The organism is Methanorbis furvi, assembly GCF_032714615.1.
GTDB classification, from domain to species: domain Archaea; phylum Halobacteriota; class Methanomicrobia; order Methanomicrobiales; family Methanocorpusculaceae; genus Methanocorpusculum; species Methanocorpusculum furvi.
Genome location: NZ_JAWDKA010000003.1, coordinates 108,254 through 130,755 on the forward strand (window position 1 = coordinate 108,254; position 22,502 = coordinate 130,755).

Annotated in this window: 22 protein-coding genes and 2 tRNA genes; 11 read left to right on the forward strand and 13 right to left on the reverse strand. The window is 50.9% G+C overall.

Features of this window, described 5'->3' with window-relative positions; genetic code table 11:
• The first annotated feature begins 28 nt into the window (after positions 1-28).
• Positions 29-751, forward strand: a complete 723-nt coding sequence (locus McpAg1_RS03315; RefSeq protein WP_338093875.1) for a glucose-6-phosphate isomerase family protein — start codon at positions 29-31, stop codon at positions 749-751.
• 5 nt (positions 752-756) lie between these two features.
• On the opposite strand, the gene hdhA is transcribed toward McpAg1_RS03315, so the two are convergent.
• From hdhA to McpAg1_RS03330, 3 genes are all read right to left on the reverse strand, one after another.
• Positions 757-1,557 (reverse strand): 7alpha-hydroxysteroid dehydrogenase, encoded by an 801-nt coding sequence (hdhA, locus tag McpAg1_RS03320; RefSeq protein ID WP_338093876.1) that lies wholly within the window; start codon positions 1,555-1,557, stop codon positions 757-759.
• A 134-nt stretch (positions 1,558-1,691) separates the two neighbouring features.
• Entirely contained in the window at positions 1,692-2,267 is a 576-nt protein-coding gene (locus McpAg1_RS03325; protein ID WP_338093877.1) for a hypothetical protein, read from the reverse strand.
• 246 nt (positions 2,268-2,513) lie between these two features.
• Positions 2,514-3,617: a DUF362 domain-containing protein gene (locus tag McpAg1_RS03330; protein WP_338093878.1), complete on the reverse strand. Its 1,104-nt coding sequence runs from the start codon at positions 3,615-3,617 to the stop codon at positions 2,514-2,516.
• Between the two features lie 89 nt (positions 3,618-3,706).
• Between McpAg1_RS03330 and McpAg1_RS03335 the strand changes: the two genes are divergently transcribed.
• On the forward strand, positions 3,707-5,623 hold the full coding sequence (locus McpAg1_RS03335; protein WP_338093879.1) for a DEAD/DEAH box helicase: 1,917 nt from the start codon (positions 3,707-3,709) through the stop codon (positions 5,621-5,623).
• A gap of 108 nt (positions 5,624-5,731) precedes the next feature.
• Positions 5,732-5,884 carry a DNA helicase PriA gene (locus tag McpAg1_RS03340; protein ID WP_338093880.1) on the forward strand — a complete coding sequence of 51 codons (153 nt, stop codon included), beginning with the start codon at positions 5,732-5,734 and terminating at the stop codon, positions 5,882-5,884.
• A 2-nt stretch (positions 5,885-5,886) separates the two neighbouring features.
• On the opposite strand, the gene McpAg1_RS03345 is transcribed toward McpAg1_RS03340, so the two are convergent.
• The gene (locus tag McpAg1_RS03345; protein ID WP_338093881.1) at positions 5,887-6,159 is read right to left on the reverse strand and encodes a DUF1922 domain-containing protein; all 273 of its coding nucleotides are present in this window, start codon (positions 6,157-6,159) and stop codon (positions 5,887-5,889) included.
• Positions 6,160-6,573: 414 nt separating this feature from the next.
• Between McpAg1_RS03345 and McpAg1_RS03350 the strand changes: the two genes are divergently transcribed.
• Both McpAg1_RS03350 and McpAg1_RS03355 read left to right on the forward strand, forming a co-directional pair.
• On the forward strand, positions 6,574-7,311 hold the full coding sequence (locus McpAg1_RS03350) for a coenzyme F420-0:L-glutamate ligase (protein WP_338093882.1): 738 nt from the start codon (positions 6,574-6,576) through the stop codon (positions 7,309-7,311).
• Between the two features lie 4 nt (positions 7,312-7,315).
• Positions 7,316-7,804, forward strand: coding sequence for a prolyl-tRNA synthetase associated domain-containing protein (locus tag McpAg1_RS03355; protein WP_338093883.1), 489 nt, complete (start codon positions 7,316-7,318; stop codon positions 7,802-7,804).
• 341 nt (positions 7,805-8,145) lie between these two features.
• Here McpAg1_RS03355 and McpAg1_RS03360 read toward each other — a convergent pair whose 3' ends face one another.
• Positions 8,146-8,304, reverse strand: coding sequence for a preprotein translocase subunit Sec61beta (locus McpAg1_RS03360; protein ID WP_338093884.1), 159 nt, complete (start codon positions 8,302-8,304; stop codon positions 8,146-8,148).
• Between the two features lie 53 nt (positions 8,305-8,357).
• Between McpAg1_RS03360 and McpAg1_RS03365 the strand changes: the two genes are divergently transcribed.
• Positions 8,358-9,383 carry an amidohydrolase family protein gene (locus McpAg1_RS03365; protein ID WP_338093885.1) on the forward strand — a complete coding sequence of 342 codons (1,026 nt, stop codon included), beginning with the start codon at positions 8,358-8,360 and terminating at the stop codon, positions 9,381-9,383.
• 821 nt (positions 9,384-10,204) lie between these two features.
• Here the strand turns inward: McpAg1_RS03365 and McpAg1_RS03370 are convergent.
• From McpAg1_RS03370 to McpAg1_RS03405, 8 genes are all read right to left on the reverse strand, one after another.
• Positions 10,205-10,882: a hypothetical protein gene (locus McpAg1_RS03370; RefSeq protein ID WP_338093886.1), complete on the reverse strand. Its 678-nt coding sequence runs from the start codon at positions 10,880-10,882 to the stop codon at positions 10,205-10,207.
• A gap of 4 nt (positions 10,883-10,886) precedes the next feature.
• Entirely contained in the window at positions 10,887-11,543 is a 657-nt protein-coding gene (locus McpAg1_RS03375; RefSeq protein WP_338093887.1) for a MarC family protein, read from the reverse strand.
• A gap of 221 nt (positions 11,544-11,764) precedes the next feature.
• A complete protein-coding gene (locus McpAg1_RS03380; RefSeq protein WP_338093888.1) occupies positions 11,765-12,238 on the reverse strand; it encodes a NusA-like transcription termination signal-binding factor in 474 nt (157 codons plus the stop codon).
• Positions 12,239-12,240: 2 nt separating this feature from the next.
• Positions 12,241-12,531: a 50S ribosomal protein L30e gene (locus tag McpAg1_RS03385; protein WP_338093889.1), complete on the reverse strand. Its 291-nt coding sequence runs from the start codon at positions 12,529-12,531 to the stop codon at positions 12,241-12,243.
• Positions 12,532-12,781: 250 nt separating this feature from the next.
• A complete protein-coding gene (locus tag McpAg1_RS03390) occupies positions 12,782-13,819 on the reverse strand; it encodes a hypothetical protein (RefSeq protein ID WP_338093890.1) in 1,038 nt (345 codons plus the stop codon).
• A gap of 126 nt (positions 13,820-13,945) precedes the next feature.
• A complete protein-coding gene (locus McpAg1_RS03395; RefSeq protein ID WP_338093891.1) occupies positions 13,946-14,797 on the reverse strand; it encodes a damage-control phosphatase ARMT1 family protein in 852 nt (283 codons plus the stop codon).
• A gap of 31 nt (positions 14,798-14,828) precedes the next feature.
• Positions 14,829-14,901, reverse strand: a tRNA-Pro gene (locus McpAg1_RS03400).
• Positions 14,902-14,992: 91 nt separating this feature from the next.
• The gene (locus McpAg1_RS03405) at positions 14,993-15,457 is read right to left on the reverse strand and encodes a phosphate-starvation-inducible PsiE family protein (protein ID WP_338093892.1); all 465 of its coding nucleotides are present in this window, start codon (positions 15,455-15,457) and stop codon (positions 14,993-14,995) included.
• Positions 15,458-15,778: 321 nt separating this feature from the next.
• Between McpAg1_RS03405 and McpAg1_RS03410 the strand changes: the two genes are divergently transcribed.
• From McpAg1_RS03410 to McpAg1_RS03430, 5 genes are all read left to right on the forward strand, one after another.
• Positions 15,779-15,852, forward strand: a tRNA-Lys gene (locus McpAg1_RS03410).
• Positions 15,853-16,049: 197 nt separating this feature from the next.
• The gene (locus tag McpAg1_RS03415) at positions 16,050-16,298 is read left to right on the forward strand and encodes a DNA-directed RNA polymerase subunit H (RefSeq protein ID WP_338093893.1); all 249 of its coding nucleotides are present in this window, start codon (positions 16,050-16,052) and stop codon (positions 16,296-16,298) included.
• 15 nt (positions 16,299-16,313) lie between these two features.
• On the forward strand, positions 16,314-17,867 hold the full coding sequence (locus McpAg1_RS03420; RefSeq protein WP_338093894.1) for a DNA-directed RNA polymerase subunit B'': 1,554 nt from the start codon (positions 16,314-16,316) through the stop codon (positions 17,865-17,867).
• Positions 17,868-19,781, forward strand: a complete 1,914-nt coding sequence (locus tag McpAg1_RS03425) for a DNA-directed RNA polymerase subunit B' (protein ID WP_338093895.1) — start codon at positions 17,868-17,870, stop codon at positions 19,779-19,781.
• A gap of 1 nt (position 19,782) precedes the next feature.
• Positions 19,783-22,455 (forward strand): DNA-directed RNA polymerase subunit A', encoded by a 2,673-nt coding sequence (locus McpAg1_RS03430; protein WP_338093896.1) that lies wholly within the window; start codon positions 19,783-19,785, stop codon positions 22,453-22,455.
• Positions 22,456-22,502 lie beyond the last annotated feature (47 nt).

Consider the following 22,502-nt stretch of genomic DNA (forward strand, 5'->3'; position numbering starts at 1 on the left):
TATATGATGCATGCAATATATGTATTCCATGAAAAAGTACTGGTCAGGCGTTCTGCCGGAGCCGGGTGTCAGAACGGTTGCCGATATGGCAAACGTGTTTGCCCGCCCTCCGACCGCTGACCCTGCAACTCCGCTTTACTATATGTACCGCGATCTCTACAAAACGCACGGGGATCACACATGGCTTGAACGCCATCATCTCAGATACGATATTACGAGAATTCCGCCGGGCATCTACAACGGCGAGTACACCAAAACAAAAGGACACTATCATCCGGAAAATCCTGCCGGCCTCCCATACCCTGAGGTCTATGAAGTGCTGTGCGGGTTTGCCTACTATCTGCTCCAGCGCCGCGATCACACCGACGTGCTTCTGGTTCCTGCGCATGCAGGAGATACAGTCTTGATTCCTCCGGGCTACGGCCACGTGACCATCAATCCGGGCCGCGAGGATCTGGTGATGGCTAACCTTGTCTCCACGGATTTTGCGAGTGAGTATGGTGAGATCGATGAGATGTGCGGAGCCGCCTACTACTACATGAAAAAAGAGGGCTGGGTTGCAAATCCGCGGTACGGCGACCCTATTCCGATGCATGTGATGCTGCCCGAACCGATTCCTGAGATCGGACTGGAAGCAGGACGGAGTCTGTATGATCTTGTGGGCTCTTGGGACACGCTTGATATTATGAACAGGCCGGAGGAGTACATGGATGTTTTAGGCAAGTACTGTGCGGCAAAAAAGAGGATGTAATTTTTTTATCGCATCAGATTGTCGCCGTACATGGGTGTCGGGATGCCAAATCCTCCGGCGACATCCAGAATATGTCCGGTGATGTACGAGGAGTCGTCGCCTGCAAAGAACAGCACCGCGTTTGCGATGTCTTCTGGTTCCCCGACACGGTTTAACGGAACATGGCGCAGGAATGAGTCCTGAAACTCGTTCGTCATATTATTTTTGAGTGCGTCGGTCATGATCATGCCTGGCAGGACTGCGTTGCAGCGGACATGATATCTCGCGTACTGGGTTGCGATGTTCTGGGTAAGTGTGTTGACCGCGGACTTTGCAACGCAGTAGGCGAGTCCTGAGATGTCAGGGCTGATTGAACCGATCGATGAGATGTTGACAATGCTTCCGCCGCCGCCTTTGATCATGTGAGGGATTGCGGCCTTGCTTGAGAGATACACGCTTTGCAGGTTGTCCTGCACGATATGGAAAAATGCGTCCGTGTCACCGGTCAAAAGATCAAGGTCAAGGCTTCGGTCGGTTGATCCGTAATTGTTTACGAGAATGTCAAGCCTGCCTTCTGCTTTGACCGTTTCTTCGATCATGGTGGTGTAGGTTGCAGGCTCGTGAGCATTGAAGCGGACGAACTTTGCTTTTCCTCCTGCCCAGATAATGTCTGCTATAACTTCGTCGGCGAGTTCCTTGGATCGCGCGGCAATATAAACAGTGCAGCCGTTTTCTGCCAGAAGTTTTGCGCTTTCAAGACCGATGCCTTTTGTTGACGCAGTGATTACTGCGACTTTGCCGTCGAGTTTTTTCACAGGTGCTGTCATGAAGGATACTCTCTTTCGACTTCTGATATAGTTTTGGGAGATAGCATCGTTGCGACATCATACCCATTCACCACTCACTCGCTTATTTTTTCATGATGAAATTTTAAAACGCGAATCGCGTTTCAGAAAAAAAGTTAATGAAGTTTTTTTATGTGAGTTTTTTCTTCGGATGCAGATGATTTTTCCTGCGAAGTTTCCGCAGAGTCGGTCCTGAGCTGCTTGATCGGGCGGATGGAAACTGCATTGACATATACTGCGTTTGCATCGGTAATTTTTCGTGCGATGGTTCCAACAATCTCAACGACCGCCCCTACACCGACAAGAGGGTCAGGATGAGCAAAACGCCTGACGATCATCTGACCGGTCGGGTCTGAGATGAGGTAAACCGGTTTTCCCATGAGAATGCCTGAGACCTTGAGAATTTTTCCTTCCACTACAACCGGCGTCCCAAGCATTGCAGGAGATATCTGGCGTGCACGGGTGAATTTTGCTCTGGTTTTGAGGCCCAGGAGCTGGTTTTGCAGCTGCTTTTCTGTCATGTAGTTCATCGCAAGCGGCATGCATATGAGAATTATACAGAGCGGGACGCCGATATAGATGTATGCCGCATCCTTTGATGAGCCGTACATCATGGCACACATCGCCGCAAAAAACACGGTGACCGCAAACAGAAGCGGCGGCACACGAACAGTTATCCCACGTATCTTCATCTGATTTACTGATGGGAAGAGCGACAATATAAATTCACTCTCAGAATCAGTGCTCTGCCTGAATTTATTTTATACCCATAGAAGTTGCGCGGTGGCAAATGTGGTCGCGCTTGGAGCAACCACGTGACGCAGGCCGCAGGCATGCGTCACGTGGTTATTTCAAGCAGAGACATCCATCTAACAATCACACCGAGTAACTTTTAACCCGATAAAAAAATAGCGATCGAAAAAAGGATCTTTGAAGGATCAGATCTCTTTGAGCCGGTACTCGGACCGCCCGAGTCCCATCTCTTCTGCATAACTGAACTGCAGCTCAGGCTGTGTCCCCGGCCACACGCGGGTAAACTTCTCCTCGCCGCAGTGATGATGATCAGGCAACAGACTGCCGTAGACTCCTTCAGCCTCGTTGACCAGATCATAACAGGCCTTATCAAGCGCTACCGGATCGCGTGACGCAAGAATGCCGATGTCAGGGACAAACGGAATATCATTCCAGGGAGTACAGTCGCAGTGCGGCGTAATGTTGGTCAGGAAATTGATGTAGAATGCCTTGCCAGTCTTGTTCGCAACAGCTCCCGCCGCATACTCAATCATCCTCTCAACAAAAATTGTGCCGTCATCCTTCCAGTCGATATCAATCGCATGCTTTTGGCAGGTGTTCATACACATCAGACAACCGATGCAGTGCTCAAGATCAATTGCGATCTCCTTTTCGGTAAGGCTGATGCAGAACTCGGGACATGCATTAATGCATGCCCCGCACGTAATGCAGTCATCCTTTTTGATGAACGGACGGGTTGTGTGCTGCTCGCGTTTTCCATTCCCTGAAGCGCAGCCCATTCCAAGATTCTTGAGTGCGCCGCCAAACCCGGCAACCTCATGCCCCTTGAAGTGGGAGACAACAACTATGCTGTCGGCAGAAACAATATCAGCGGCAACTCTCACTGTCTCGAAATGCTTGCCGTACACCTCGACTAGTTTTTCATTCGTGCCTTTCAGCCCGTCGGCAATAATCACCGGACAGTCAGTAACCGGATAACAGAATCCGTGGCTGAGAGCAGTCTCCACATGATCAACCGCATTTCTCCTGCCTCCAAGATACAGGGTATTGGTATCGGTCAAAAACGGTTTGGCAGAAACCTCCTTCACCTGCCGGACAACTCCTGCAACATGCAGCGCGCTTACAAACGCGTCGTTCCCGCGTTCGCCAAAGTGTACTTTGACCGCAGTCAGGTCTCCGGGAGAGACCATATTCTCAAGACCTGCGGCATTGCATAATGCCTGAATTTTATTTTCGGTATTGCGTTTGGCAGAAAGTGCTCCTGCGCGGGCGATGTAGACATCCTCCATACAATGAATTGATTTAGCGCTCCCTATGGATAGGGATTACGGCCACACACCCACTATACTATATCCTTAAACAACCTATTATATTGCGAATGGAGGATACGAAAACATTCGCAGAGTTCACAATCTCTGGAGAACTTCTTCAGGCGATTGAGGACATGGGATTTGAGGAGCCAACACCAATTCAGGCAATGGCTATTCCGCAGATTCTTGAGGGGAACGATGTAACAGGGCAGGCTCAGACGGGTACGGGGAAAACGGCGGCGTTCGGAATTCCAATTATCGAGAGACTTGATCCGGCGAATAAAAGGGTACAGGCATTAGTACTTTCACCCACGAGGGAACTTGCAATACAGACGGCCGAGGAGTTTTCCCGGCTGATGAAATACAAACAGGGACTCAGTGTGGTTCCAATCTACGGCGGTCAGCCGATTGAGCGTCAACTCAAAGTTCTTCGCGGATCTGTTCAGGTTGTTATCGGAACACCCGGAAGAGTAATTGATCACTTAAAGCGCGGAACACTGAACCTTGGTTCAGTCAAAATGTTCGTGCTTGATGAAGCAGACCAGATGCTGGACATGGGTTTCCGCGAGGATATCGAAGAGATCTTCCACAACACGCCGGAAGACCGTCAGACGATTCTTTTCTCGGCAACCATGCCGGCACCGATTCTGGACATCACCCGCAGATTCCAGCGTGATCCACAGTTTGTGAAGATCACCCGCCGTGAACTGACGGTTCCGCAGATCGAGCAGACCTACATTGAGATCCGCGAGCGCGACAAGCTTGAGGCACTCAGTCGGCTGCTGGATATGAACAATCCGGAGCTCGCTCTGGTGTTCTGTAACACGAAGAGAACGGTTGATGATCTGATGAGCAGACTCCAGGCACGCGGCTACTTTGTTGAGGCCCTGCACGGAGACATGAAACAGATGCAGCGCGACCGCGTCATGGCACGGTTCCGCGCAGGATCGATCGATGTTCTGATCGCAACTGATGTTGCGGCACGCGGTATCGATGTCGATGACGTTGATATGGTGTTTAACTATGATGTTCCGCAGGATGTGGAGTACTATGTGCACCGCATCGGCAGAACCGGTCGTGCAGGCAGAGCCGGCAAGTCAGTGACGTTTGTGTCTCCGCGTGAGATCTACAAGCTTCGCGACATTCAGCGGTATGCAAAGATCACGATCGCAAAGACACCTCTGCCGTCGCTTGACGATGTTGCCGAGATGAAGATGCAGGTGTTCCTCGACAAGGTCAGAACTGTTATCACGGCAGGAAATCTTGAGAAGTATCTCCCGATGGTCGAGCAGCTGCTCGAGACCGAGGACGAGGCTGAGATCACGAGTATCGAGGTTGCGGCAGCGCTTCTGAAGATGCATCTTGACACCGGCAAGAACGGTTCATCCGAGTCCGGCGAAACCACATCCTATGCAGCAGCTCCAGCCGGAGAGCCGGGCTCGTTTGAGAATACCGGCGCAGAGGCTGGTATGGTGCGGTTTAGAATCACGCTTGGAAAGAATCAGCAGATCAGGCCAAAGGATATTGTCGGTGCATTCGCAGGCGAGTGTAATATTCCTGGAAGCTGTATCGGCAGAATCGATCTCTACGGCAACTACTCGTTTGTGGAGGTTCCGCTTGAACACGCGGCGACTGTTCTCAACACTATGAGCCAGAAGACGATCCGCGGTCAGGAGCTTGAGATTCAGACGGCAACGCCGAGATCCGAGCGCGAGGAAGAGGAGAAGGAACGCAGCCGTTCCTTCCGCAGCAATGACCACGGCGGAGACCGCAGATCAAGCGGCGGCAGCAACAGCCGCGGCGGCTACGGTAACCGCAACGGCGGCGGCGGCAACTATCGCTCAGGCGGAGACCGCAGATCAAGCGGCGGTAGTGGCGGCGGCTATGGTAACCGTAACGGCGGCGGCTATGACCGCAGAGGACCGCGCAACGGTGACCGGAATGGTGGAAGCGACCGCAAATTCTACAGCGGCAGCGACTACTAAATTCTTTTTTTCTTTGAATCGTGTTTTCCGCGGGCGGCTCAGTAGGAAAAACGCCGCGCTTGTTCGAGCACTAAGTTTATCAGTTTGACAGCCAAGAGGTATTGTACAATGGTCGTCGAACATATCTGCGGTTTCAAAAAAGAGATCTTTTGCCGGGAGTGCGGGACCGAACTTATCCAGAATTCGCGCGGGCAGTTAATGTGCCCGAAATGCGGTCGCCGTCCGGCAATTCTCTGTCCCCAGTGCGGCAGGCTCTGGTAACATTACGCGGCTGACTCAAGCCAGGCAAGATATTTTTCCCGTATCAGATTTACTTCGGTAGGGGTAAGGTCCAGCCGTCCGCTCCGGTACAGATATCTTTCCACCTCTTTTATCAAAATTTCAGCCTGGGAAAAATCATCCACCTCTAAATAGACCGGAACCTTATCAACCGTTATCACTTCTCCGCAGACAGGGCAGAGCTTCCACTTGCCGTACTGATCCGTGTAGGTAAACTGATAGCAGCCCGGGCAGCGGATAACGCGATACGTACTCATGCGGATATATCAGATGATTGACCTGAGCCGTAAAAAAAGTATCTCTCCGAGAAGTTTCGCATTTTTAGTTATGAAATGAAAAACTCTTGACAAAACTGTAACCGCATATGCGGATACAAAAATTACCACGAATTATCCTTCAAACGAAAAACAAACAGAATACATTTGGTTTTACCAAAAGTGTAACCGCTGTAACCGGAAAATCAGTACTCTCTATTCAGAAAAATTAAACTAAAAACAACAATAGCAAAACATTGGCTACAAAAAACATAAACACTCTGAAACGGAATAATTCCCAAAATGAATCCTGAAAAATGCCTGAATTTGTAACCGCATGATGCGGTTACACCGCAGACAACACAAGCAGTCACAAAACGCCGACTTTATAATCACACAAATGCATAATTTCAGATAATGTCAGTTCAGGTAACCGGAGTTACAGGAGTTCCAATCATCCAAAAAGGTGATGATCTCCCTTCAATAATCTGCGCAAACACCAGTTTCGCAGACGGCGACATCATCTGCATCGCCTCCACCATCGTATCAAAATCCAAAGGATACACCCATGCCCTTGCAAGCATCACCCCGTCAGCAGATGCCAAAAGAATCGCAGCCAAAACAAAAGAAGACCCGCGGTTCGTTCAGGCAGTCCTTGACTCATCCACAGACATCATCATCGAATACCCGTTCATCCTCTCTGAACTACCGTTCGGACACATCGGCGTGCGCGCAGGTGTTGACAACAGCAACATCGAAGGAGAAAACATCATCGTACTGCCCAAAGACCCGATGGGAGAGGCAAAAGAGATCAGAGACAAAATTTACCAAATCTGCGGCAAACATGTCGGCGTAATTGTCACCGACACCTGCGGCCGTGCATTCCGCCGCGGCCAGACCGGCAACGCCATCGGCTGGGCAGGAATGACCGCAATCCGTGACTTCCGCGGAGACCATGACCTCTTCGGTCTGGAACTTGAGATCACCGAAGAAGCAGTTGTCGACGAGATTGCTGCATTCTCCAACTTCATCATGGGCGAAAGTAACAACGGCATTCCGGTCGTCAAATTCTCCGGCTGCGAGGCATGGAAAGGTCACGACTCCCTGTACTTCACCAAAGAAGAGGACCTGATCCGAAAATCCCTGCAAAAATAATATCATGAATCCTGAAGACACCGTATTTACCCTGCTCGACAGCAGAGGCTGTCCCTACCAGACAACCAGCCATCCGGTGGCATACACCTATGAGGACATGGTAAACCTCGGAGTCACCGAAAAGGGCGAGGTCTGCAAAAATCTTTTTTTACGCGACGCCAAAGGAAGACGACACTTCCTTGTCGTCATGTGCGGCAAAAAATCCGCTGACCTCAAAACACTCGCAGAAAAAATCGGATCAACTGCGTTAAGCTTTGCATCAGCAGAACGCCTGACAAAATACCTGAACCTCTCCCGCGGAGAAGTCACACCGTTCGGCATACTCAACGACACAGAGTCAGCAGTCGAAGTGGTGTTTGATGCAGACCTGAAGAAAACTCCTTGCATCGGTATTCATCCAAACACGAACACGATTACTGTCTGGATTACGTACGAAGATGTCAGAAAAATCGTCAGCGAACACGGCAACAAAGTTATTGAAATTGAGATATGAATCGACTTTGCCCATAAATTCGTTTATTGATGAACTGAGTTTGGGATTGATCAGCTCCGCCCACGGAAAAGCAGAACACGCGGAGCTTCACGGAAAAACAACACGGAGCAGACGTGAACTACACGGAAATGAGTTGTTTTCGGATTCAGTGATGTTCACGTCTGCTCCGTGATTTTTTTTATTTCTGTGTGCTCCGCTTTTCCCGCGTAGCGGTAAGCAGGCCGAAGGCATGCGTCACGTGGGAGGCAGGAGTTAATGAACAACACCATCTGAATCGAAAAAAATAGATGCTGTCTTAAGACAGCACAATATCCTGCAGGTTTTTTCTCGCTAAACCTGTATTAGAAGAACAGGTTCAGCAGGTATATTGCTACACCAACAGCCGCCGCAACAATCAGCACGGTCTTTGGACCGATGTGGACTGCTTTCCGGTTGTCAGCGTCATAATATGTGACAAGACCTGCGGATGAACTTAATCCTCTGCCCGACTTCTTTGCCATACCATATTATGTTCCCACTCTAAACATATAAATCAAGAGGAATATCTGCAGGTATGCCGGACAAAGAACTTCAGGGACTCGCTTTCTGCGGCGAGACGTTTCCGCCGCGCAATGTATCGATCGTAATTGAAGAGGGAGTTATCACCGATATTACCGATACCGCAGGACCTGCAAAGCAGTGGATCATTCCTTCGTTTTTCAATGCCCACACGCATATCGCAGATACGGTTGCTATGGACACGCCGGTTGCGGGAAGGACGATATCTGAACTTGTCGCACCGCCAAACGGCCTCAAGCATCAGATTCTTCGCAGGACTTCGGATGATTGTCTGGTTCGCGCGATGCAGGAGACCATTGCATTTATGCATGCAACCGGCACAACCGGTTTTGCCGAGTTTCGGGAGGGGGGACCGCACGGCGTGGATCTTTTTTCCCGTGCCGGACGCCCGGGAATTTCAGCAGTGGTGTTCGGCAGAGACGGGGGCGAGTTCATCGCTGACGGTCTTGGGCTGAGCAGTGCAAAAAATCGCGAGTCTGATCTCGCTGCTGTTGAGAGGGCACGTGCCGCAGGAAAAAAAATCGCGATTCATGCAGGAGAGGTGGGAGCCGGAGATATTGATGATGCATTTGCTCTGGAGCCTGATCTTATTATCCATGCAACGTATTTTGAGGACCGGCATATCAGGCAGGCTGCGGATGAAAATATTCCGCTGGTTGTGTGCCCGAGGTCCAACTGGATACTTGGCGGGACCGGTGACGCATCAAGACCGCCGGTGCGAAAAATGCTGGACGCAGGATGCACGCTCTGGCTTGGAACCGATAATGTGATGTTTGTCTCTCCTGATATGTTTGCCGAGTGCGCATTTCTGACTACTGTTTACAAAACAACTCCAGAAGAGACGCTTCGTATGGCAACCGGTGGGGCGGCACTTTTCGGACGTTCCGGTATTCTTGCGGTCGGGGAGCCGGCTGATCTCATCTGTCTGGACCCTGGGTATGCAGATAAGTGGACACAGTGCCCGGGCCTCTCTCTTTTCTCCCGTCTTGGAAGCAGGGCGGTGCGGTTTGTATCTGAGTAGCCCACGGAAAAACGAACATCACGATATTTGATATGATACCACAAAAAGAATGAGTAAGTTTCGTCTTGGAAATTTTTCAAAAAAAAAATTGTTGCAGAAATATTTTCAGAGTGTCGCTGAAATAGAAAACACGAATTACACGAATCGCATACCTTCGACATGCTTGGCTCGTCTACCGGCTCACCCACGACATAATTTTGAACTTCTTCCCATCTCCCCCCTCACTAATCGCTCGTCAGGGTATAGGAGCTAATAAGATACAACGAAAAACTGTATTTGATCGACGAGCAATTAACGAGGAAAAAGTATCTTATACATTTCAAATACTGGCCAGTAGGCGAGCACATCAGGCCATGAAATGGCATGTGATTCGTGTAATTCGTGTTTTTTCTCATCATCCAATTGATTCTTCCAAATAACTGCGGGAGCAGATGTTGTCATATGAAAATGTTTCATCACGCTATTTCAGGGAGAAAAATTCACTAAATTTTTTTGTGAGAGTACACATCATGAAATTTGAAATTCTGATGCCACGAAAGTATTTCATCACAATTTTTTCAGAAAAATATAGGCCGTTAAGATATCGATTGACAGGCATACGATTCAGATTTCAGATAAGTAAGGGAGGGAGGGAGGGAGAGAGAGAATACTTGATTTTTCCAAAAACCAAATAACTTTTTTTTCGAAGTATCACACAAAATTCAAAAAAAATCATTTCCATGATGCTCACGTTTGTTCCGTGATGTTTTTTCTGTTAAATTCGGTGTGTTCCTGCGAAGCGGTAAGCAGGCCGTAGGCATGCGTTTAGTGGGCGGAGCGACTCACTCCAAAACTTTGTCTGATAAACACGCGGCCTTCATTGCATTCATAAGAGCAACCATCTCCCGAACCTCCTCCTCGCACCGTTTCTCGATTCCTGAATAATCCTTTTCATCTGCCATCTCCCAGACCCTCTTTCCGGTGGGTTTCTGGTCCCGGATACCGAGAAGTCCGTTGGCAAGTTCATTGTGGGTGCAGGGATGCAGAACCGGACGGGGAATCTGAAGAAAACCGATTCCTGCGGTTGCAAGATCAACCACCCGCACCTTGCAGATGGTTTCATAGATCTCTTCAGGCGCGGCAACCTCGTACTCCAGACATTTTGCAGTAAGGAACGGCATATCGAATGTTGAGATGCCGATGCCTGCGACGATCGGGTCGCAGTGTATGCGTTTTTTCGCGGCAAGAGGTTTCCACACTTCGGTGAAATGACGATAGAGATTTTTCACGACCTCCTCTTCAGACCCGTCGTTCCATATCCAGTGATGCTGGTAGTCTGCGGACACTTCATCAAGGAGAGGACGCGACCGGTAGACGACACCGCCAAGGAGGGTGTGATCTTTTCGGTACGGATTCACCGACAAAGATGCGCCGGTTTTTCTCCGTCGGTCGCACTCAGGCACAAACGCTTCGAGATCAAAGACGATGAGTTCGGTCAGTTTTGGCAGAAACACTATCATCGTATCAGAACCCTGCCATGCTCAGCTGCACCAATCCGATTACGCCTGACCAGATGGTGTGAACTGCAATTGCGGTGAGAAGAAGACCAACAATCTTTGAGAGAATGACGATGACGGTTTCTCCAAGTATTGCCGTGATCTTTGAAGAGAATGCAAGCACAAGCCAGATGAAGAGAAGCGAAAGAGCGACCGCAAGGGCTGTCAGGATAATTCCATCCTGAGATCCAAGAATCATAACAGTGGTGATGGTTCCAGGACCGCACATAATCGGTGTCCCGATAATAACACCTGCCATTGATTTGCGAACGGCTCCCGCGGGAAGCTGGCCGTCTGTCTGTCCGGCACGTTCATCGTGCGCGGACTTTCCGCCGATCTCAAGACCGAGAACGATCTGGAGACCAAGGATAAAGAGGATGATACCGCCGGCGATTTTGAAACTTTCGAGTTCTATGCCAAGTACTGAGAAGATTATATCATTGAAGACAAGGAATGCGAACATGAGCGCTCCTGCTACTGCTGTTGCGATACCTGCCTGCTTGAGAGTCTCTGTTCGTGAGAGTCCGCGGGTGAGGTTGATGAACATCGAGACCGAGAGCAGAGGGTCAAGGATGATGAACAGCGTAATTGCCGCTGAGATGATGGTGGCGAGTATCTCCAGCATAGATGTAATGAGTATTGTTTTTGATTGATAATATAGGTGGGGAACAGGTATGCTTTGCATTCGTATTTTTGGGTTGTCCACGAAAATACGACAAAATAACAAACAGCTATAGTTAATAAACAAACCTTATGGGAAAATACGAAAAAAAGCGTCTGTTGTGTGAGTCTGCACAAGGCAGTGCCTTGGGCACTGCCTGATGCTGAAGAAAGAGTCCGAACTCTTTACTGCTCGTCGTCTTCGTCGTCAAAGCTCTCTTCTTCATCCTGTTTGAGTTCAACATTGTTGATGTCAAACTGGCGGAATGCGAGTTTCTTTGCTTTGATGATGTTTCTGCCTTCTTTTCCGATTGCAAGACCACGGTCTTCGTCGTTTACTTCGACGTAGGCGATCTCGCCGTCTTCATCGTCTTCGAAGGTGACGGTGCTGACCTGCACCGGCAGGAAGCAGTTGCGAATGAACTGGACTTTGTCTGCGTTGTACTCAACGACTTCAACCTTTTTGCCGAAAGCGTCGGATGCCTTTTTGATGCTGGCACCTTTCTTTCCGATTGCAAGGCCCATCTCTCCGGGGTTGATGACGAAGAGAATACGACCGAATTTGTCGTCGACCACACAGTCACGTGCACCTGCACCGGTCAGGTTTTCAAACTGTGCAATCATACGCATTGCATCTTCGGAAATTGTTATTTCACTCATATTTATGCTCTCTTAAGGCTCAGAATGTCAGATTCGCCTGCGTCGACGATTGCAAGAACGCTGATCATGTGGTCGCGACCGCACTCTTTGCCAAGCTGACGGGAGCTGCCGGCAAATTCGTAGAGTGAGAGGTTCTCTGCTGCGGTGAGCATTGTGCGAACTTTTGCCGGTGCATTGTTTGCAACGATGACAAGTTCTGCTTTGTTTTCAGCAATGATCTTTTCGACGCTGTTCTGTCCTAAAACGACCTTACCGGTCTTGATTGCCCTTCTCAGGGATAAGTTGAAATCCATGTTGAGATTCACCATTTTTATTGGTAGATCTGCACTCCGATCCGGCACCTGGGGAGGTGGCCCCATAAAATCCGAATCTTCCCGCAGTCCGTGTCCTTCCATTTGGAGAACACCAGTTTTCCGGCGGCGTGATATGCACGTGCAGGAAAAACTGTGTATATATTACTGTTCAGTGATAATGAAAGTTTCTTCAGTGAAGGTTTTGATATTATTTTCGTGGACGACTCAGAAATAAAATGAAAAGCCCTTCTTACGGCATGAATATCTGTCCGCCGGTATTTTCCTTCCATTCATCCATGATTTTTCTGAGCTTTTGGTGATCATTTTTTTCAAACGGATCAAACACACAAAGAGATGCGGAGAGGTCAGAAAGTTTTCTTGGAAGGCAGCGAAAATCACCGTGGAGTACAGAGATGCGAAGATTTTCTCCCGAGGCCTGGAGTATTTCGATCGGGCACCGGCGAACTTTTTTGGCGCTGAGATCACTCCAGTCTGTTGACCAGACACACTCCTGCAGTCCCAGTGGCTGACGGTTGACCTCGATGTTGACTGCGCTCCAGTATGCTGCGGCATACCACCGGTCGTTCAAGATAATGTGCGGCATGCCTGCAAGACCTGCTGCGATGCCAAGCGTTCCTACACCGCAGCATCCGTCGATGACGAGTGCGGGATTTTTGCGGTCAATCATGCGGGATAGTGAGAGGAGTTTGGGGTTGAAGGGGCGCGGCATCTCGATGTGCATGGTGCTGCTGCGCTGGTAGACAACAATGTTTCCGGCAGGAGATGAAAAGATGGTAGCGTGCAGATCGCATCCGGTGATGCATTCATGCGTGTGATACACAGCAGAGTCGATGCCGTCCGAAAGGCCGGGAACGATGCGGTGGTCGCAGACGACACCACGGAGTTCGGGGATCTCTTCCATCAGCCGGTCGGCAATGGTTTTGCTGATTGCATGGGTGAGGAGAATCAGTGATTTTTTCGGCAGGTATGGTGGAGAGCGAAGTACCATGAACGGATGCAGGTGCGGAACTCCTGCATCAATCAGAGGAGCATCTGAAGGAATTACCTTTTCTTCGGTGAGAATAAGCCAGATGTGGAAAAAAACGTCGTCAATATAGCGTTTGCCGCAGACAGGACAAGGGGGAGGGGGAAAATCCAGATCCGGAGATAGCTGCTTGTTTCTGGGTAGGCCATGACAGGACGGGCATGCATCAAACCGGTGAACGGAAATTTTCAAAAGATCATCAGATGACTGAATGCAATCCTGTCCGCAGACAGGGCATTTCATAGGTGTTTGATTGGCGGGCGAGGTGATAATGGTATGCACGGACGTTATTTTGCGTGATTATTGAGGGATGTTTGTGAAAAGAGTGGGGATTCCCCTGCTATCCCAACGAAACACGCTGACAAAAAACTATCGCAGTACCGCAATCAGATCGCCCTTTTTTGCTCCCACATGCCGGGCGACCGGCTCGCACTTCACCGTCATCAGATATGCAACCGGCGGCAGATTCTCATACTCAGTCAGGCTCTCATAATTTGCAAGACCCTTTGAAATAATCAGTGTCGCATTTTGCATGGCGTCCGTAACTTCAGGCGGATACAGATCCGGATGCAGACCAAGCTGCGCACCGCCTCCTGCATGCAGCACCGCATCACAAACCTCAGACAATGCCAGATCCTCCGCCTCCTTCATCGTCACATCATTCAGCATCGGCTGATCCTTTACCACAATCGTCACATGACTCCCGCGCCTCTTGAGAGCCTCGCACAGCATCCGGTCAAACACCACCTCGCCGCAGTTATCAGTACAGTACACCACGCGGTTTGCAAGCGCAAGAATTTTCTCCGTATCGTCCAAGGCAAGGCCGCGCTCAAACATCTCATGGAAATACTTCGTAAAATCCTGCGCAATCTCATGTCCCGCAACCCCGTAATCCATCGCATTCCCAATCACTGCCGCAACAAAATAATCATGTACATCAGAAAGCATCGGCGCGACGGCCTTCGCAACATTTGCCGCAATCAAATTATCCTGCACTTTCAGTTCCGCATATGGATCAGACGATCCGATCACCTCATAACAGCACCGATGCACCGCTCCTGCAACAACCGATGCCCCGATAGGTTCACTCACCCGTGAATCGTAGAGCTGCGTACACATCTCAAGCGCCTGCCCGGCAGTCTCCTCATCAGCTCCTGCATACCCTGCCTCTGCAACAATTCTTGAGAGCAGACATGCTCTGCATTCCGGCGCAAGTCTCATACAATCAACTCCAAAACAAAAAAATACACAATGGGGCCGCCGCGATTTGAACGCGAGTCAGAAGACCCCCAGTCTCCTAGGATTCCAGGCTACCCTACGGCCCCTCACTTATCCTCCCTTCCGGGACGAAGCATCTTACATATTAGACGCGTGTTCCTTATTAGTTTTTACTTTGGCATCCGCAAAAAAAGAGAATCACTGATCCTCTGCGCTCTTCAGCTCCTTAAGATGCTCCATCATCTCCTGCTCATCGCGACCCACATAAATCAGCGCAATCGTCAGACCAAGAATCATAATCGTTGTCCCGATAATATCAATAAACGTCAGATTACTCACCAGCAGCCGCCGCACCATCGTCGTAATGCCGGCAATCAGGATCGGACGGATAAGAACACGGCCCGCACGAATATATGACGCAACCATATCCACAAGCGTTGCAATCACAATGATCAAAAGAATCGCCTGCAAAATACCGGTCAGCGAATGTTGAGACGGCTGTTCTATTGCCATTCCCACAAGAGTCGCAGTCTCCATTACACCTATTATCGCTGCAATCACCAGCAGAATCGCAATCGTCACATAAATACAGATAGTAACGATACCGCAGCCCTTCGTCAGGAACATGCGTATACGAGGGAATGGGTCCAAATCTTCTATCATAGCTCTCATATCCGCGAAAAATTCCCGCGGCAATTACATACTCTATAGCAATTTTATCAATATAATTGTAGGGGTTCTTTTGGGCTTTGCATCTTTCATCACGAAACGCCTGTGAAAAACGCGAGGGTGCCGTTCAACTCGACACGTTATTATTGGGGAACCGACAACCTACATAACGCGAAGGCATAATCTGGGGCAAACCGGCCGGAGGACGTTCATTCTCCGTCCAACGCATACCAAGTCCCACACTCTGCGGAACCAATCGGTATGTATATATATTTTTCAATCCCAATAATGATGCTACCTTCCAGAGGACAACAAGGGCCAGTAGATCAGTCAGGCAGATCGTCGGACTTTTAATCCGCAGGTCGGGGGTTCAACTCCCTCCTGGCCCGCTTGCACGTCGCCATGGGTTTTTAGGAAAGTCGGATTCACAAGACCGCCCTATTTACTTTTCGGCAGCGTGTATTGGCGCGTCCGTTGGACAACCTGAAAGCGTCAACAAAAAAAAACTCTGAGACTTTTATGTGGTGAGAACTCTGAACACAAGCAACAGACATCCGTATCTACCCAGATCTTAAATAGGAGCTCTATGACACGACTAAACGTACTACTCCATGAGATGGTTCCCGATCACCAGATCATGACCCCGGAAGAGGTCTCCCAACTTCTTATCGACTATGACATCACCGAAGAGCACCTTCCAAAAATGTATCATGATGACCCTGCTGCCAAAGCATGCGGAGCAAAACCGGGAATGGTTATCCGCATCACGCGCAAGAGTCAGACAGCAGGTGAAGCTACCTCCTACCGTCTCGTGGTCAGACGGCCGAAAAAATAACCAGAGTGGATATACTTGATTGATAGAAGCGTACTTTCCGGATCCTACTTCTCCCAGGAACACGTTGCCCGTCACCAGCTTGACTCATTCAACAACTTCGTGCAGTACAACCTGCAGAAAGTTGTCAATGAACAGCGCCTTGTTGAGACGGAGATCGTAAACCGGGGAAAGAATCAGGAACCCGTATGGGTTGAACTCGGAGAAATCCGTGTCGAAAAACCGATCGTCCGTGAAGCGGACGGATCACAGAGCAAATTATACCCGACCGAAGCACGTCTGCGTAACCTAACCTACGCAGCACCCATGGTCCTCACCATGACACTCCATCAGGGCGAAAAAGTCTTCGACCCGCAGGAGACCACCATTGGTCAGCTTCCGGTCATGATCGGATCCAAAGTCTGCAACCTCTGCGGACTCACGACCGAAGAAAGAACCGAACAGGGCGAAGATCCAAGTGACCCCGGAGGATATTTCATCGTCAACGGTACTGAGCGCGTACTCATGACCCTTGAGGACCTTGCCTCAAACAAGATCATGACCGAGTACACCGAGCGGTACAACGAGCAGATCCATGTATCCAAAGTGTTCTCTCAGTTCCGCGGCTACCGCGCACTCGTCGTCGTCGAGAAAAATAAAAAGAATCTGCTTGACGTCAGCTTCCCGTCCGTCGCCGGCCACCTCAGATTCGCAGACTTAATGCGTGCATTAGGCCTTGAGACCGATGAAGACGTTGTCTCTGCCGTGTCACGCTCGGAAGACGTCTTAACCTACATGATGCAGAACCTCGAAGAGTCCGAATGTGCGAACTCTGAGGAAGGAATCATGTACGTCGGTAAAAAGCTCGCGCCGAACCAGACCAAAGACTATCAGAGAAAACGTGCCGAGTTCGTGCTCGACAGCTATCTTTTACCGCACTTAAACTACCTCATCCCGTCCCACTTAAAACCCGGAGACGAAGGCTACGAAGTCTATGCAAAAGACGTCCGCGTCGCAAAAGCTGAGTTCCTTGGAAGAATGGCAGAAGCCTGTTTCGATCTCGCCTTAAACAAAAGGAGAATCGATGACAAAGACCACTACTCCAACAAACGCCTGAAACTCGCCGGCGACTTAATGGAAGATCTCTTCCGTATCTCTCTCAACAGACTCACGCGCGACGTCAAATACCAGCTCGAACGCGCCAGCATGCGTCACAGAGAGCTCGCGATTGGAACGGTTGTTCGTGCAGACGTCTTAACCGAACGGCTTATCCACCCGCTTGCAACCGGAAACTGGGTCGGCGGCCGTACCGGAGTATCCCAGCTGATGGACCGTGTCGACCACATGTCCGTCATCTCCCACCTGCGCCGTGTCATCTCTCCGCTGTCCAGATCCCAGCCTCACTTCGAGGCCCGTGATCTGCACCCGACCCAGTGGGGAAGAATCTGTCCATCCGAAACACCGGAAGGACCAAACTGTGGTCTGGTCAAAAACTTCGCCCAGCTTGTTGAGATCAGCAAAGGAATCGAAGACGAAGAAGAAATGATGCGCATTATCCGCGGCATGGACATCGAACCAATCCGGAGTGAGTAAATGGAAAAGAAAATGGCAAGAGTGTTCGTTGACGGTGCTCTGTTCGGCAAAGTCGACGACGCAGTTGGTTTCACCAGAAACTTCCGTCAGATGCGCCGGAACGGTCAGGTTCCGACCGAAGTCAACATCTCCTACAAAGATTACAGCAATGAAATCGTCATCAACACCGATCGCGGACGGGCACGCCGCCCGTTGATTGTGGTCGAGAACGGTCAGCCGGCCGTCACTCCTGATGACATCGAGAGAGTCCGCAGCGGCGAGTACGAGTTCATGAGTCTCGTTAGCCAGGGAAAGATCGAGTTCATCGACGCAGAAGAAGAGGACGACCTCTACATTGGTGTCTATGAAGACGACCTTACCCCTGATCACACCCACCTTGAGATCGACCCGTCTCTGATCCTTGGTATCGGAGCAGCACACGTTCCGTTCCCGGAACACAACGCATCTCCGCGTGTCACCATGGGTGCAGGTATGATCAAGCAGGCTCTCGGCTTTGCCCAGGCAAACATGAAACTGCGCCCCGATACCCGCGGCCACATGCTTCACTATGCCCAGGTCCCCATGGTCCACACCCAGGCAGCAGAGCTTATCGGTTCTGACACCCGCCCGCAGGGACAGAACTTCTGTGTTGCTATCATCTCCTACGAAGGCTACAACATTGAAGATGCACTCATCTTCAACAAGGCATCTGTTGAGCGCGGCCTTGGCCGTTCCCACTTCTTCAGAACCTATGAAGGAGAAGAGCGCCGCTACCCGGGAGGACAGGTTGACAGAATCGAAGTCCCCGAAGATGATGTTCAGGGTTCCCACGGACCTGGCTCCTACGCAAACCTTGACACTGACGGTATCATCAATCCTGAAACCCGTGTCATGGAAAAGGATGTTCTGATCGGCAAGACCTCGCCGCCGAGATTCCTTGAGGAACCGACCGGTGAACTCATTGCCGTCGAAAAGCGTCGCGACACCTCTATCACCATGCGCAGCAACGAGACCGGTATCGTTGACACCGTCATTGTCACCGAGTCTGAGAACTCCTCGCGCCTTGTCAAGGTCCGCACCCGCGACCTTCGTGTCCCTGAAATCGGCGACAAGTTCGCATCCCGTCACGGACAGAAGGGTGTCTGCGGTCTGATCACTCCGCAGGAGAACATGCCCTTCACCGAAGCAGGCATTGCCCCTGACCTTGTCATCAACCCGCATGCAGTTCCGTCGCGTATGACCATCGGCCATATGCTCGAGATGATCGGCGGCAAGACCGGATCCCTCATGGGTACCCGCGTAAACGCAACCTCGTTCCGCAGAAAGCCGGTTGAGCAGATCTTTGACAGTCCGTTCGCACAGAAGAGACTGCTTAATGACAAACAGATCGGAAAAGAGGTTACCAACGACACCATCACCCGTGAACAGCTGCTCCGCCACGAGCTTGCACAGGCAGGATTTGCCCACACCGGCAGAGAAGTCATGTATGACGGTATCACCGGCCGCAGATTCCAGGCTGACATCTATATGGGCGTCATCTACTATCAGAAACTCTACCACATGGTATCCACCAAAATGCACGCACGGTCCCGCGGTCCGGTGCAGGTTTTAACCCGCCAGCCGACCGAAGGTCGTGCCCGTGAAGGAGGTCTTCGTTTCGGAGAAATGGAGCGTGATGTCATGATCGGACACGGAGCAGCAATGGCCTTAAAGGAACGCCTGCTTGACGAGTCCGACGCAGTGAAGCAGTACGTCTGCGCACGCTGCGGAATGGTTGCAATGTATGATGCAAAGCAGAAGACCACCCGCTGTCTTGCCTGCGGTGCAGAGACCGATATCTACGAAGTCGAGATGAGCTATGCATTCAAGCTGCTGCTTGATGAAATGAAGAGTATGGGAATTGCGCCCAGACTGAAACTGGAGGATATGGTGTAACATGACCAGCCCAAAGAGAATCGGAAAGATTGAGTTCGGTCTGCTCTCCCCAAAAGCGATCCGCGACATGAGTGTCTGCAAGGTCATCTGGCCTGACACCTATGACGACGATGGATTCCCGTACCCGAAAGGTCTGATGGACCCGAGCCTCGGTGTCATCGACCCGGGTCTCCGCTGCAAAACATGCGGTCAGAAGCAGGGCGACTGTCCCGGCCACTTCGGCCACATTGATCTCGCAAAGCCGGTCATTCACGTCGGCTACACGAGACTCATCAGAAAACTTCTGCGTGTGACCTGCCGTGAGTGCGGTCGTCTCCTTCTTGACAAAGAAGAGATCGAACGGTTCAGTGCACTGGAAGACGATCCCTACTCTGCCGAAACCATCGGTGAGAAGGACATCAAAAAGGAGCGCGTCTGCCCGTACTGTGGTGACCAGCAGTTCAAGATCAACTTTGAGAAGCCGACGAGTTTCGTAGAAGTTGTCACCGAGACCGGTGAGGACGGCAAGGTTCACAAGACCGAGCACAAACTCACCTCCGCTGACATCCGCGAGCGTCTGGAAAAGATCACCGACGACGACCTCCGTCTTCTCGGTATCGACCCAACCGTTGCCCGGCCGGAATGGACGATTCTTACCGTCCTTCCGGTTCCGCCGGTAACGGTCCGTCCGTCGATTATTCTTGAGAACGGTCAGCGGTCTGAAGATGACCTGACCCACAAGCTTGTTGATATCATCAGAATCAATCAGCGGTTCAAGGAAAATCAGGATGCAGGTGCTCCGCAGCTCATTATTGAGGATCTGTGGGAACTTCTGCAGTACCATGTCACGACATACCTCGACAACGAAGTTGCCGGATGTCCGCCTGCCCGCCACCGGTCGGGACGTCCCTTAAAGACGCTCTCCCAGAGACTGAAAGGAAAGGACGGCCGGTTCCGCGGTTCGCTGTCCGGTAAGCGTGTCAACTTCTCCTCACGTACGGTTATCTCGCCTGACCCGAACCTCTCCATCGGTGAGGTCGGTGTCCCCTTGGCAATCGCAAACGAGATGTCTGTTCCGGTCCGCGTAACCAAACAGAACATCGAAGACATCAGGTCCATGATCCGGATCGGTCCAAACCGCCCGACCCTTCGTGACCCCTGCGGTGCAAACTATGTTAACCGTCCTGACGGCAGACGTATTCGTTTGATCTCAGGAGTCGAAGGCAACTGTGACACCGTCGCAGAGATGATTGAGCCTGGATGGAAGATTGACCGCCAGCTTCGTGACGGCGATATCGTTCTCTTCAACCGTCAGCCGTCTCTGCACAGAATGTCCATCATGTCCCATCACATCAAAGTGATGAACGGCAGAACATTCCGCTTAAACCCGGCTGTGTGTCCCCCGTACAACGCAGACTTTGATGGTGATGAAATGAACCTGCACGTCCCGCAGACCGAAGAGGCGCGTGCGGAAGCAGAGCTTCTCGTTGCGGTTCAGGAAAACATTCTCTCACCAAGATTCGGCGGTCCGATCATCGGCGGTCTTCACGACCACATCTCCGGTATCTTCCTCCTCACCAATCAGATGAAGTGGTACACCAAATCCCAGTTCCTCTATCTCCTGAAGTACACTCCAATGGAGCACCTTCCTGAGCCTGGCATGATCGGCGAGGACGGAACCCCGTACTGGAGCAACAAGCAGGCATTCTCAATGATTCTGCCAACTGATGTCAATATGTTCTACAAGGCAACCTGTTGCCGTAACTGTGACCCGTGTACGAAGGACACCCACTGTCCGCATGACGCATACGTCAGAATCGTGGACGGTCAGCTGCTTACCGGAACGATTGACAAAAAGTCTGTCGGAGCAATGGACGGTGCAATTCTGAACCGTATCATCCGCCTGCACGGCATGAAGCGTGCCCGTGAGTACATTGACGACTTAACGAAGCTCTCGATTCGTGCAATCATGATCAACGGTTTCTCGTACGGTATCAACGATACCGATCTCGGTAAAGAGGAGTACAAACAGATCCGTGATGTGCTTGACAAGGCAGAATCCGACGTGGCCCAGCGTATCAGCATCTACGAACAGGGACATCTTGAGCCGATGCCGGGAAGAACCCAGGAAGAGACGCTTGAAATGCAGGTGATGAAGGAGCTCGGTAAGGCCCGTGACCGTACCGGAGAAATTGCATCCCGCCACTTAGGTTTTGAAAACTCTGCAGTGGTAATGGCAGTATCCGGTGCCCGTGGTTCCATGCTGAACATGGCACAGATGGCAGGTTGTATCGGTCAGCAGGCAGTGCGTGGTGAGCGTATCGTTCGTGGTTACGAGGACCGCACCCTGCCGCACTTCAAGCGCGGCGACAAGGGATCAGACGCACACGGATTCGTCCGCAACTCCTACAAGTCAGGTTTAACCCCGACCGAGTTCTTCTTCCATGCAATCGGAGGTCGTGAAGGTCTTGTGGATACTGCAGTCCGTACATCCCAGTCCGGTTACCTGCAGCGCCGTATGATCAACGCTCTGCAGGATCTGAAGGTCGCGTACGATGGAACTGTCCGCAGTACCGGAGGCAAGATCATTCAGTTCAAGTATGGTGAGGATGGAACCGATCCGGCAAAGTCCGCATCCGGTCTGCCGGTCGATGTGAAAGGTATCGCCGAGTCAGTGTTAAAGGAGGCAGTGTAAAATGGCGCCAAGAAAGAAGGCAGAAGAGCCGGCTGCATTCCCTGCAC

What these genes read in the sequence shown, in the direction of transcription:
- McpAg1_RS03430 (WP_338093896.1), top strand. Translation starts at nt 19,783, where the DNA reads ATGACCAGCCCAAAGAGAATCGGAAAGATTGAGTTCGGTCTGCTCTCC.
- McpAg1_RS03315 (WP_338093875.1), top strand. Translation starts at nt 29, where the DNA reads ATGAAAAAGTACTGGTCAGGCGTTCTGCCGGAGCCGGGTGTCAGAACG.
- hdhA (WP_338093876.1), bottom strand. Translation starts at nt 1,557, where the DNA reads ATGACAGCACCTGTGAAAAAACTCGACGGCAAAGTCGCAGTAATCACT.
- McpAg1_RS03355 (WP_338093883.1), top strand. Translation starts at nt 7,316, where the DNA reads ATGAATCCTGAAGACACCGTATTTACCCTGCTCGACAGCAGAGGCTGT.
- McpAg1_RS03380 (WP_338093888.1), bottom strand. Translation starts at nt 12,238, where the DNA reads ATGAGTGAAATAACAATTTCCGAAGATGCAATGCGTATGATTGCACAG.
- McpAg1_RS03395 (WP_338093891.1), bottom strand. Translation starts at nt 14,797, where the DNA reads ATGAGACTTGCGCCGGAATGCAGAGCATGTCTGCTCTCAAGAATTGTT.
- McpAg1_RS03425 (WP_338093895.1), top strand. Translation starts at nt 17,868, where the DNA reads ATGGAAAAGAAAATGGCAAGAGTGTTCGTTGACGGTGCTCTGTTCGGC.
- McpAg1_RS03390 (WP_338093890.1), bottom strand. Translation starts at nt 13,819, where the DNA reads ATGAAATGCCCTGTCTGCGGACAGGATTGCATTCAGTCATCTGATGAT.
- McpAg1_RS03370 (WP_338093886.1), bottom strand. Translation starts at nt 10,882, where the DNA reads ATGATAGTGTTTCTGCCAAAACTGACCGAACTCATCGTCTTTGATCTC.
- McpAg1_RS03325 (WP_338093877.1), bottom strand. Translation starts at nt 2,267, where the DNA reads ATGAAGATACGTGGGATAACTGTTCGTGTGCCGCCGCTTCTGTTTGCG.
- McpAg1_RS03405 (WP_338093892.1), bottom strand. Translation starts at nt 15,457, where the DNA reads ATGATAGAAGATTTGGACCCATTCCCTCGTATACGCATGTTCCTGACG.
- McpAg1_RS03340 (WP_338093880.1), top strand. Translation starts at nt 5,732, where the DNA reads ATGGTCGTCGAACATATCTGCGGTTTCAAAAAAGAGATCTTTTGCCGG.
- McpAg1_RS03365 (WP_338093885.1), top strand. Translation starts at nt 8,358, where the DNA reads ATGCCGGACAAAGAACTTCAGGGACTCGCTTTCTGCGGCGAGACGTTT.
- McpAg1_RS03345 (WP_338093881.1), bottom strand. Translation starts at nt 6,159, where the DNA reads ATGAGTACGTATCGCGTTATCCGCTGCCCGGGCTGCTATCAGTTTACC.
- McpAg1_RS03360 (WP_338093884.1), bottom strand. Translation starts at nt 8,304, where the DNA reads ATGGCAAAGAAGTCGGGCAGAGGATTAAGTTCATCCGCAGGTCTTGTC.
- McpAg1_RS03330 (WP_338093878.1), bottom strand. Translation starts at nt 3,617, where the DNA reads ATGGAGGATGTCTACATCGCCCGCGCAGGAGCACTTTCTGCCAAACGC.
- McpAg1_RS03385 (WP_338093889.1), bottom strand. Translation starts at nt 12,531, where the DNA reads ATGGATTTCAACTTATCCCTGAGAAGGGCAATCAAGACCGGTAAGGTC.
- McpAg1_RS03415 (WP_338093893.1), top strand. Translation starts at nt 16,050, where the DNA reads ATGACACGACTAAACGTACTACTCCATGAGATGGTTCCCGATCACCAG.
- McpAg1_RS03335 (WP_338093879.1), top strand. Translation starts at nt 3,707, where the DNA reads ATGGAGGATACGAAAACATTCGCAGAGTTCACAATCTCTGGAGAACTT.
- McpAg1_RS03375 (WP_338093887.1), bottom strand. Translation starts at nt 11,543, where the DNA reads ATGCTGGAGATACTCGCCACCATCATCTCAGCGGCAATTACGCTGTTC.
- McpAg1_RS03350 (WP_338093882.1), top strand. Translation starts at nt 6,574, where the DNA reads ATGTCAGTTCAGGTAACCGGAGTTACAGGAGTTCCAATCATCCAAAAA.